Source organism: Colwellia sp. 12G3, from assembly GCF_002836775.1.
Taxonomy (GTDB): domain Bacteria; phylum Pseudomonadota; class Gammaproteobacteria; order Enterobacterales; family Alteromonadaceae; genus Colwellia.
Genome location: NZ_PJAQ01000066.1, coordinates 341922 through 353229, shown reverse-complemented (window position 1 = coordinate 353229; position 11308 = coordinate 341922). Strand labels below are relative to the sequence as shown.

Here is an 11308-nt window from a genome sequence, read left to right as displayed (position 1 = left end):
CTACTACTTCTAAAACCAATACATCAACTGGACAGCCCACATTTGCCAGTCTTCGGAGTCGTTAATTAATGTATTTGGCACCACTACAGGGGTCAGTCTACCTGCGCCGTTCACCCAATGATACTCTATACGAGCACTAAAATTACTGGTGATATCGTAATTGAGCCCTAAGGTAATATCTTTATGGAAGCCGAAATAATAAGGAACGACTCCTCCTGTATTTTGTTCCAACAACTTGCCATCTTTATCATCTTTATCTAAGTAAAAGTCTTCATATCGAGCCAATACAGTTAAATCTGAGGTCAACTTATAACGTATTTGACCATAATAACCTTGACCAGTACTATCTTTATAAAAATCTGGTCCGTAAAAGCCATCCGTAACAAAACGTTGTTGATATATTTCCCCACTAAACTCCCAGTACTCACCTTCATAAAGTGCATTGATTGTATAAAACTGGAAACTAAAATCAGCATCAGTAAAAAAATCAAACGCTTCATTTCTTTTATAGGTGAAATCTGAATCAAGGAAGGAAAAACCAAAACGCCATGGTGAAAAATAAGGCTGCCAGTAAAAGCTTCCATGGGTTTCATAATCTTGCTTGGCTACCCCCATAGCAATGTCTCCTAACAGGATATCTGTTTGTTCATCCGAAATAGGTGATTTACCATAGCTCAAACTAAAATCAAAATTGCCTAGTTCATCATGACTATGACTAATTTTGATTGCCGCACCGTCACTACCCACCGCAATGTCACGAAAACCATCAAAATATACAGATTGTGGCAAAATAATACTAGGTCGCGCAAAAGGAACAACTCTTGAGCTAGAGTAAAGCCAATGATTATTTTTAAAACGTCCTAAATAAACATTAGCTTGCCAAGATTCGCTATTGTAAGCTGACCAATCAAGTAGTGCATAATCTACTCGGAAACCTTTTTCGTATCTATTTCCACCATCTAAATAAACGACTTGCCCGGCAAGACGAAATTGATCGGATAATTGATACGAAGCATTAAGGCCAATTTCAGTTAATTCCGCCGATAGGTCTCCATCATCATTAACAAAGTCACTGCCATTAACATCAATTATCCCTTGTGAGATAAAGCCATGTAATTGAAGTTCTTGCGAATTTGAATGATTTTTTTCCTCTTCAGCTTTTGTCGAACCTGCGTAGCAAGCAGTAATAATGATCGCAAGCATTACTGTTCGAATAACAGACAGTCTCAAACAATATGAATACTTAACTCTACTCGTTACTTTAATTGCAGCATTAGTCTTTAATTTTGACAACATTGACTACTCCTTTACCGCTAACCTGTTGACCTTCTTCCATTTCAGAGACTTTTATACTCTTATTTTTCTTTATTTTTCTTAATGATTCGTCATCTATATAACCAATAGCACCTGGTGTTTTTATAACGGCCTGAATAAGTTCTTCTTGAGATCTAACGATTGTAGGTGCAACACCTAAACCTGAGTAAGTTAATTTGTGCCAGATACGGTTAAGTTGATAGGGGAATATTTGTAATTGCTCTTTAGCAAACCGCTGATGGAGATTGTGCTGACTAGGTAAAACAAAAACACTAATTGCACTATTATCACTCCAACGCAATTGACGCATTGTATAAATACGCCTTAACTGCGACTTAGTTAAGTTACTTTCAGTAACTTGGGGATGAGTTATTACCTCAATCGCTGAAACTTGTGAAGTCACAAGGCAAGCAAGTATGAGTACAATAACGAGGGAATAGTGTTTAATGTGAGGTCCCTTACAATAAAACTGAACAAATGTAAAAAAAACTTTTATAAATCAATGTGGTAATAACAATAACTCAATAATAATAGCCCAATTTATCAAAAAATCAAACATTTACCTCACACAAAAGAGGTATGACCAGCACTTTGCTGCTATGTTCCTCGAAAACAGGGCTATTATCGTCAATAACAAAAAACATGGCAAAAATTAACTTTTTTTGTTCACAGCGACTCTATTTTATGTAATTATTAGCGCCAATTATTATTTTATAGTGTTTTAGCAGAAGATGACCGCCAAGTTTACAGTTTTAGTGTTAAATGGACCAAACTTAAATATGCTGGGTAAACGAGAGCCTACCATTTATGGTAAGCAAAGCTTATCTGACATCATAGCAGAGCTGAGCCAGCAAGCTGGTGAAAAGCATATAACGTTACAACATCTTCAAAGCAATGCTGAACATGAATTAATCGATGCGATTCATCAAGGTTACCAACAAATTGATTTTATTATCATCAACCCTGCCGCTTTCACACATACGAGTGTAGCGCTAAGAGATGCCTTATTATCTGTTGCGATCCCTTTTATAGAGGTGCATTTATCAAATGTGCATGCTCGTGAATCTTTCAGAAAACACTCTTACTTATCTGATATTGCCACAGGTGTTATTTGCGGTTTTGGTGCGCAAGGTTATAGCTTTGCCCTTGATGCTGCTCATACCTACCTAAATAAAGCACAAATCGATTAATAAGAACAAGTAACAAACCGTAACAGTTAATGACCAATCATTAACTTATATTTTAAATATATATTTTAGTAACCCAAATTAAGGTGTCCCAATGGATATTCGTAAAATCAAAAAACTTATCGAACTGGTTGAAGAGTCAGGTATCAACGAATTAGAGATCTCTGAAGGTGAAGAATCAGTACGTATAAGCCGTGGTGCTGTTGTAATGCAACAGGCCCCTATGATGCAGCAAGCTCCTATGGCAGCACCTGCAGCAGTAGCACCTTTAGCAGCGCCTGCGGAAGCGGCTGCACCAGTAATTACTGGTCATATCGTTCGTTCACCTATGGTGGGCACTTACTATGCATCTGCTTCACCTGATTCTCCTGCATTCGCTGAAGTTGGTAAGCATGTAAATGCTGGTGATACATTATGTATTGTTGAAGCAATGAAGATGATGAACCAAATCGAAGCTGATAAGTCTGGCGTTATCAAAGAAGTATTAGCACAAAATGAAGATGCCATTGAATTTGACCAACCTTTATTCATCATTGAATAAGCCCACTGATCTAAAATAAAAGATTTTAAAAATAAGGGTTATTCCATGTTAGAAAAAGTTGTTATCGCCAATCGTGGCGAAATTGCCTTAAGAATATTACGTGCTTGTAAAGAGTTAGGTATTAAAACAGTCGCTGTGCATTCAACTGCTGATAAAAATCTAAAACACGTTTTATTAGCTGATGAAACTATCTGTATTGGTAAAGCTCCGGCACCTGATAGTTACCTTAATATTCCTGCAATCATCACTGCTGCAGAATTAACTAATGCCGTAGCTATTCACCCTGGTTATGGATTTTTAGCTGAAAATGCTGACTTTGCTGAGCAGGTTGAAAATTCTGGTTTTGCCTTTATCGGTCCAAAAGCAGAAAGCATCCGTATAATGGGTGATAAAGTTCAAGCAATCAAAGCAATGAAAGTAGCAGGAGTACCTTGTGTACCTGGCTCTGATGGTCCATTGGATGATGATGAAGCAGCAAACAAAGCCCATGCTAAACGCATTGGTTACCCTATTATCGTTAAAGCAGCAGGTGGCGGTGGTGGCCGTGGTATGCGTGTTGTGCGTAATGAAGAAGACCTAATAGAGTCTATTGCCTTAACTAAAAAAGAAGCCGGCACTATTTTCAAGAATGATATGGTTTACATGGAAAAATTCCTTGAAAATCCACGTCATGTTGAAATTCAGATAATGGCTGACGGCAAAGGCGCTGCAATCCATTTAGGTGAACGTGATTGTTCAATGCAACGTCGTCATCAAAAAGTAGTAGAAGAAGCTCCGGCACCAGGCATTACACCTGAAATGCGCGCCAAAATTGGTGAGCGTTGTTGTAAAGCTTGTATTGACATTAACTACCGCGGCGCTGGAACTTTTGAATTCTTGTATGAAAATGGTGAATTTTACTTCATTGAAATGAACACACGTATTCAGGTTGAGCATCCAGTCACTGAAATGATCACAGGTGTTGATTTGATCAAAGAGCAACTTCGTGTTGCTGCTGGTCAACCGTTATCTTATACCCAAGATGATATCAAAATTGCAGGTCACTCTATTGAATGTCGTATCAATGCGGAAGATCCTCGTACATTTATTCCTTCACCGGGTAAAATTACGCGTTTCCACCCACCAGGTGGTTTAGGTGTACGTTGGGATTCTCATATATATGCGGGTTACTCTGTTCCACCATATTATGATTCTATGATTGGTAAGCTAATCACTTGGGGTGATAATCGTGATGTAGCCATTGCCCGTATGCGTAATGCTTTATCAGAGTTAGTGATTGACGGTATTAAAACTAATATTACTTTGCATCAAGATATTTTAAGAGATCAAGGTTTTGTTAACGGCGGTGCTAACATTCATTACTTAGAGCACAAGTTAGCCGAACTTGACTAACGACTTCTCTAGTCTGTAATAAACAAAAGCTCTGCCAATGCAGAGCTTTTTTGTTACTATAGCTTTAATAATTTCAGTTAAATTTCAACATATTTTGAGTTAAAAAAATCATGCCAAATCCTCATGAAAAACCAATAGCCCCTGCCGATGATGATTGTTGTGGCGGTGGTGCCTGTAATCCTTGTGTTTGGGATCACTATTATGCTGAATTACAGAAATGGCGTATTGAAGAAGCTAAAATTAGAGCAGAACAAGTAGAAAACAAAGAAGATTAAACATTTCAGCTATAACTTGTAAAGGGCTATAGCTGAAATAAAAAGCCAGTAAGAGTTACCTCTCACTGGCTTTTTTATTATTAGTTCTTAGTTCTTAGTTCTTAGTTCTTAGTTCTTAGTTCTTAGAATACTCGCAGCTTCTCACTACACCTTAGCAATGCGTTTAGCAAAAACATTTGCCTTATTAAAACCAATGCTCGAGTTCCTAGCCATTTTACTGAACATCAAGTAACACCAAGGCACAAGATATAAACTCGTTACTGTAGAGAACGTTAAACCACCAATGATTGCTACAGCTAAAGGTGCATAAGATGGTCCATCTCCGCCTATTTGTGTTGAGCCCAATGCCAATGGAACCATGCCTAATACTGTCGTTGCTACTGTCATCAACACAGGACGAAGTCGGGTAATACAAATATCTGCGATCACAGATTCTAACTCTTCAATCTTTGGAGACATCTGGTTTATTTGATCAATGAGTACTATGCCATTATTGACCACTATCCCCATTAATATCAAAATACCAATCATGCCCATCACTGACATACTGCTACCTGTAATAAGGAAAAACCAAAAGACTCCGACAATAGAATAAAGAATAGAGCTAATGATAGCGGCAGGTAGTAATAAAGACTCAAATAAAGCCGCCATAACGATATATATCATGGCTAAAGCCAATAACATATTAACCACCATAATGTTTTGTTCTTGTTGTTGACGATTGAAACCACGGCCCAATTTCCACGTGTAGCCCGCAGGTAGGTTTAAGGTTTCCATGGCTTGTTCAATACGTTCTTGGGCTTGCTCCATGGTTATTTCATTCATGTTTGCCCCAATGGTCAATGCAGTTTGGCGTTCTTCTCGATAAATTGCCGCGAGCCTTGGCTGAACCTTAAATTGAGCAACACTTTCCAAGCTTATATTTTGACCATCAATTTGCGTAATAGGTAACTTTTTCAATTGATTTAGCGAGTACTTAAGGCGCTCATCGTATAGTAAGCGAATATTTACTTCGCCATTAGGATCATGACGGAAACTTCGTAGCTCAAGCCCACGTAATGCAGTACCTACTATTTGCGCGACTTGACGTGAATCTAGCCCTAATTGGTTAGCCTTAAATCTGTCTATCACCACAACCATTTCTTTTTGATGTTGAGAGATATCACTTTTTACATCCGTTAAGCCCTCAACATGGGATAGCACAGGTACAATTTGATCAGATAGGCTCATCAATTTTTCTGTTGAGGAGCCTAGCAAGGTGACACTAACGCCACCCGATTTTGCGCTCTGCCAACCAAAATCTGGTTTAGCTTCGGCAAATACCGGCATATTTTTTCGAATAAGCTCTTTTAACTCACTCATTGAAATATCGCGACTTTCTTTCAATAACAAAGTAGAAGAAGCACGTTCGCCACTATAGTAGCTATAAACAGATTCGATAAAGAACTCTTCTTTATGCTCATATAAATAGTTTTCCATACGGTTAACCATCGATTCTACATGCTCAAGCGGAAACTGACCTTCAACGTGATATCGCATAAATAGTCTAGTACCGTCTTGGTTGTCATTATTATCCGAGGTAATAACGCCCATAGGAATAGCACTACTTGCTAAAATCAACAAGGCGCAAAAGCCGGTGATTTTTGGATGCGCTAATACCCATGAAAGGCTTTTTTTATAGCGCGCATGACCACTTTTAGCTGATTGAGTGCTAGTTACTTTTGCTGCTTTTGGCGCAAGACTCTCCAAAGACATTTTACTCAGTAATAACGGCAGCAAGGTTTTTGCAATCAATAACGATGCCCCTAACGAAATACAAATAGCTATAGCAACATGCTCTAAGAAAACCGTCAGTTGTACTTTTTCGCCAATGATATTTGGCAAAAAAACTATCATGGTTGTTAAGGTACCAGCCATTACGGCCAACGAGACTTTATCTACACCTTGTAGTATGTTCTTAATTTTTTCTTCTTTAGTTTTGGCTGGATTATTGCGATGCTCAGCAGCAATCGATTCGGTGATCACCACAGAATTATCAACCAACATACCTACCGCTAATAACAGCCCCATCATAGATAAGATATTAAGTGAATAACCTAAAAAGTACATAACCGCTAAGGTAATACAAATTGAAAAGGGTACTGAAGCCACAACTAGCATGGTTGCCGTTGTATTTCGAAGAAACAGAAATAACACAATAAATGACAGAGTTGCACCGATAGCGCCAGCCATTAATAAATCAGCTAGAGAATCGGTCACACCTTTCGCCTGATCTTCCATCATAAAAATATTTATGCCACTAAACTGAGGACTTTTCGATATTTCATCAACCGCACTAACCACTCGTCCAGCAACCTCAACAAGATTGGCACTTGATTCTTTAAATATATTCACGCCAATCGCATAACTTCTATCTAAATGTCGGCCATCTATGCGCTCTGGTTGTTCAAATACCACATCAGCTACATCGCCCAGATAAACATTATCTTTAACCACCAATCCTCTAATATCATTTAGCTCAGTAAACTCACCTTTAGGACTGATTCTAATGGTATTGCTCGCTGACTTTAATGAACCCGCATTAATGGTGAAATTGTGCGCCTGTAACATAGCAGTTAACTGACGAATATCAACATTATGACTGGCCATTCGCTCGGTTCGTAAGCGAATAGAAATTTGTCGTTGGTCTACCCCATAAAGCTCAACTTTTGAAACACCTGACATTCGCTCTAATGGTTTCTTCAAATAATTATTGAGTAACTGAAAGCTATTTTGTAGTTCACGTTCGCTCGAAATACGCAGTGTGAGTATAGGCATATCGGCGGTTGAAAACTGATAGACAAATACCCGCTGTAAATCTTCGGGTAATAAATGACGAACCGCATCTATTTTTTCACGCGCTTCTATCGATTTTCCCGTTAAGCTACTTTCCCATTCAACTTCAATACCTATTTCAGCACCATGTTCTGTTGAGCGAGAATTAAGTCGTTGTATACCGCCCATAGTTGCTAACGCTTCTTCAAGCGGCTTCGTAACTAATCGCTCTACTTCTGCAGGCGTTGATGCTTGATATGGCGCACTTATCACCATTTCAGGAATATCAATACCCGGCCATTTTTCAAGAGGAAGCAATTGACTGGCAGCCACCCCCATCATTAGCATGGTTAAACAAAGCATCAGGGTGGTCACTGGTTTCTTAATCGCCAGCTCAGTTAAGTTAAACTTGCTATCAGACATTTTGTGGCTCCAGCATTGCGCTTATTCCAGATTCTTTATTCTTTTCATCACTCAGCGACACAAACTTTTTATGATCAAATAATTGATAAAGCACCGGTAAAACGATTAACGTTAATAACGTTGAACAAAGAAGACCACTAATTACCGTAATCGCCATAGGGGTTCTAAGCTCTGCTCCTTCGCCCATACCTAAAGCCATTGGTAATAAACCCAGTGCGGTTGTCAGTGTCGTCATTATGATAGGGCGTAACCGAGACTGAGCAGCCTGTTTTATCGACGTATCTTTATCAAGTCCTTGTTCGCGTAATTGGTTAATTCTATCTAATAAAACAATGGCATTATTCACCACAATACCCGCTAACATAATCAACCCAATAAAGACTATCACACTGATATTACTGCCAAAGAAATATAAACCATAAATAGAGCCGACAGCAGCTAGCGGTATACTGAACAATATTAATAATGGCTGTAGCAATGATTCAAACTGAGACGCCATGACTAAATAAACTAAAAATACCGCTAAGGTTAATGCCATTAACATTGAGTTAAATGACTGTTCCATCTCTTCACTCTGCCCACCGAAAGTAGGTACTACGGTTAACGGTAATTTTAATTGACTGATTAACTCCTTCGCCTTAGCGAGTGCACTGTTCTGATCGCCCATCGCAATATTCGCGCTAATAACAGCAACACGCTGTTGGTTAATACGATTAATTTGCGCAGGTCCAACAGTCTCAACAATATTACTGATGCTTGCTAGTGTGATAGGAAAGTCATTATTTGGATTAACAACAAGCTCTCGTAAATCATCAATAGAGTCGCGTTGTTTTTCATCACTACGTACTAATATGTCAATTTTACGATCAAGTAAGGTATATTTACTGGCTATATTACCGCCGATTTTCACTGCAACAAGTCTTGCGATATCCGGTGCATTTAATCCTAACTGCGCAATTTTTTGCTGATTAAAATGTATGGCTAGTTCTGGTTGTCCTTTACGTTGGCTATTGGCCACATCAACAAATTGTAAATCTTGTTCCATCAATGTTGTTAATTTTTTACTGTAGTTGGTAAGTAAATCAAGATCATAGCTTGCCAACTCAATACTGATTGGTTTGCTAAAGGTAAACAGCTCGGGTTGATTTAATTGCGTGGTCGCACCAACAAGCTTTTGCGTGTATTGACGAATATCAGCCATCACTAATGCTTCGTCTTGGCTATCATGCAACATTATTTGTAATCTAGCCTGATGCTCGCCACCTTTATCAGCATTACTGGTCATTAAACTTCCTCGACCCGTTAACGAATAAGTACTTTTAATGCGCTTATCTTCTGCTAGTTGCTGAGCAATTTGATTAATGGTTCGATCTGTTACGGCTAGTGGTGTACCAGGAGCAAGTTCAAGTTCAAGATAAAACTCTCCTTGCGCCAAAGGTGGCAATAATTCCACGCCAATTTTCGGTAAAATGAAGAAAGCAGAGCCTGCAAACACTAAGCTGAAAAACAACGTAATAACACCATGTTTCAAGGCAAGTGATAACGATTTTGTATAGAGCGAAGCTAATTGCTCAAAAATAAAATTAAAGCCTCCTGTGAGAGGCTTCATAACAAATGATGCTACTTTACTCACACCGTGAAAACTTAATAAAACAATACGCGTAATCAGCATGGGTAACCAAATAAAGATAACTTTCAGCGGTAATACCAAAATAAATGTTATTTTTTTATACCATACAAGTTCTTTAAAGCGGGCTTTATCTTGAACAGCATCTTCCGTCGTTTCCTCAACAGCTTTAGCAGCTTGTCTTGAAGCCAGCATGGGTATTAAGGTTAATGCAACAACCAATGAAGCAATCAGCGCAAAGGCGACTGTCATGGCCTGATCGGCAAAGAGCTGTCCGGCAACACCTTCAACAAAAATTAACGGCACAAAAACCGCCAACGTAGTCAGTGTTGACGCAATAATCGCACCACTCACTTCTTTAGTGCCTTTTCTAGCTGCTTCAACAACGCTGAGCCCTTGTTCCTTGTAACGCGCAATATTTTCAAGCACCACAATAGCATTATCAACCAGTAACCCCGTTGCTAATGCAATACCGCCAAGTGACATGATATTAAGACTAATACCGTTGCCATACATCATGTTAAAGGTGGCAATAACTGACACGGGTATTGATAATGAAATAATGAGCGTTGGGGTAATCGACCGTAAGAACAGATAAAGAATGAACATAGCCAACAAACCACCAATAATGGCGGCTGATTTTACTTCGCTAATGGCATTAGTGATGAAGGTTGATTGGTCATAGACCACAGTTAATTGATAACGGTCTCCCAGTAATTTATTAATGGCATCTAGTTTGTTATTAATTAATTTGGCTACTTGTACCGTGTTGGCGTCACCTTCTTTATAAATAGCTAATTCAACCGCTTCAACGGCGTTTATACGTGTTACATCCGTACGCTCTTTGTAACCATCAACAATCGTAGCGATATCATTTAGTGTGATTATTTGATCATTTTCTCGATAAACAACTAATTCACCAATTTGATTGATATTAGTAAATTGATTCAGTGTACGAACTAAATATTGGGTGTTACCTTCGATTAACTTACCTGCTGAAATGTTGATATTTTCTGCATTAATTCTGTTAATGATTTCTTGGCTACTTAAATTAAGTTGTGCCAGTTTATGTTGGTCAATAACCACTTGATACTCTTGTTCAAGTCCGCCGCCTAGCTTTACCGACGCAACCCCAAGCAGAGATTCTAATTGACGCTTCACATCATATTCTGCAAAGGTTCGTAGTTGAGTTAAGCCGGCAACTGAATTATCTGATGTTTGTAAGCCTAAACGAATAATGGGGTCTAAAGACGGGTTAAATTTCAAAATTAATGGCTTTTGTACATCAAGGGGTAGACGAATAAGATCGAGCTTTTCCCTGACTTCTAAGCTGGTAATATCCATCGCCACATCCCACTCAAACTCAAGTAATACGTCTGACTGGCCCGCTTTAGATACCGAGCTTATTTTTCTTAATCCTTTTACCACACCGACAGCTTCTTCAATGGGTTTAGTAATTAATTGCTCAATCTCTGCAGGTGCGGCTCCTGTATAATTGGTTCGTACAGTCAAAGTTGGGTAAGATAATTCAGGTAAGAGGTTAACCGCAAGACGAGATAAGCCCACTAAGCCAAAAAGCATCACCGCAAAGGTAAACATCCACACAGTTACCGGACGTTTAATTGCTACATCAACAACACTCATGATAAAGCTCCAATGGTATTTACACTACTGATCAGCAATGAAGTAAAAATTATAAAGACGGTGGCTACTGGGTGTTTAGCAACCACAAAGA

At 38.8% G+C, this 11308-nt stretch carries 8 protein-coding genes; 4 read left to right on the top strand and 4 right to left on the bottom strand.

Translation table 11 applies throughout. The features are described from left to right. Positions 1-9 precede the first annotated feature (9 nt). Complete coding sequence (locus CXF71_RS15875; RefSeq protein WP_101233916.1) at positions 10-1296, bottom strand: hypothetical protein; 1287 nt, start codon at positions 1294-1296, stop codon at positions 10-12. Further along, positions 1274-1717, bottom strand: a complete 444-nt coding sequence (locus CXF71_RS15870; RefSeq protein WP_198559896.1) for a substrate-binding domain-containing protein — start codon at positions 1715-1717, stop codon at positions 1274-1276. Before CXF71_RS15870 ends, CXF71_RS15875 begins: the two co-directional genes overlap by 23 nt. A 328-nt stretch (positions 1718-2045) precedes the next feature. Here CXF71_RS15870 and aroQ point away from each other — a divergent pair, with 328 nt between their 5' ends. The 4 genes from aroQ (at position 2046) to CXF71_RS15850 (ending at position 4709) form a co-directional block, all read left to right on the top strand. Continuing rightward, positions 2046-2504: a type II 3-dehydroquinate dehydratase gene (aroQ, locus tag CXF71_RS15865; protein ID WP_101233915.1), complete on the top strand. Its 459-nt coding sequence runs from the start codon at positions 2046-2048 to the stop codon at positions 2502-2504. Between the two features lie 91 nt (positions 2505-2595). Next, positions 2596-3042 (top strand): acetyl-CoA carboxylase biotin carboxyl carrier protein, encoded by a 447-nt coding sequence (gene accB, locus CXF71_RS15860; RefSeq protein ID WP_101233914.1) that lies wholly within the window; start codon positions 2596-2598, stop codon positions 3040-3042. A 45-nt stretch (positions 3043-3087) separates the two neighbouring features. Beyond that, on the top strand, positions 3088-4434 hold the full coding sequence (gene accC, locus CXF71_RS15855; RefSeq protein WP_101233913.1) for an acetyl-CoA carboxylase biotin carboxylase subunit: 1347 nt from the start codon (positions 3088-3090) through the stop codon (positions 4432-4434). A 110-nt stretch (positions 4435-4544) separates the two neighbouring features. Then, the gene (locus CXF71_RS15850; RefSeq protein WP_101233912.1) at positions 4545-4709 is read left to right on the top strand and encodes an oxidoreductase-like domain-containing protein; all 165 of its coding nucleotides are present in this window, start codon (positions 4545-4547) and stop codon (positions 4707-4709) included. 144 nt (positions 4710-4853) lie between these two features. On the opposite strand, the gene CXF71_RS15845 is transcribed toward CXF71_RS15850, so the two are convergent. Together CXF71_RS15845 and CXF71_RS15840 are read right to left on the bottom strand one after the other, a co-directional pair. Next, positions 4854-7946, bottom strand: a complete 3093-nt coding sequence (locus CXF71_RS15845) for an efflux RND transporter permease subunit (RefSeq protein ID WP_101233911.1) — start codon at positions 7944-7946, stop codon at positions 4854-4856. Next, a complete protein-coding gene (locus CXF71_RS15840) occupies positions 7939-11217 on the bottom strand; it encodes an efflux RND transporter permease subunit (RefSeq protein ID WP_101233910.1) in 3279 nt (1092 codons plus the stop codon). The genes CXF71_RS15845 and CXF71_RS15840 overlap by 8 nt, the downstream gene beginning before the upstream one ends. Positions 11218-11308 lie beyond the last annotated feature (91 nt).

What these genes read in the sequence shown, in the direction of transcription:
- CXF71_RS15845 (WP_101233911.1), bottom strand. Translation starts at nt 7,946, where the DNA reads ATGTCTGATAGCAAGTTTAACTTAACTGAGCTGGCGATTAAGAAACCA.
- aroQ (WP_101233915.1), top strand. Translation starts at nt 2,046, where the DNA reads ATGACCGCCAAGTTTACAGTTTTAGTGTTAAATGGACCAAACTTAAAT.
- accB (WP_101233914.1), top strand. Translation starts at nt 2,596, where the DNA reads ATGGATATTCGTAAAATCAAAAAACTTATCGAACTGGTTGAAGAGTCA.
- CXF71_RS15850 (WP_101233912.1), top strand. Translation starts at nt 4,545, where the DNA reads ATGCCAAATCCTCATGAAAAACCAATAGCCCCTGCCGATGATGATTGT.
- CXF71_RS15875 (WP_101233916.1), bottom strand. Translation starts at nt 1,296, where the DNA reads ATGTTGTCAAAATTAAAGACTAATGCTGCAATTAAAGTAACGAGTAGA.
- CXF71_RS15840 (WP_101233910.1), bottom strand. Translation starts at nt 11,217, where the DNA reads ATGAGTGTTGTTGATGTAGCAATTAAACGTCCGGTAACTGTGTGGATG.
- accC (WP_101233913.1), top strand. Translation starts at nt 3,088, where the DNA reads ATGTTAGAAAAAGTTGTTATCGCCAATCGTGGCGAAATTGCCTTAAGA.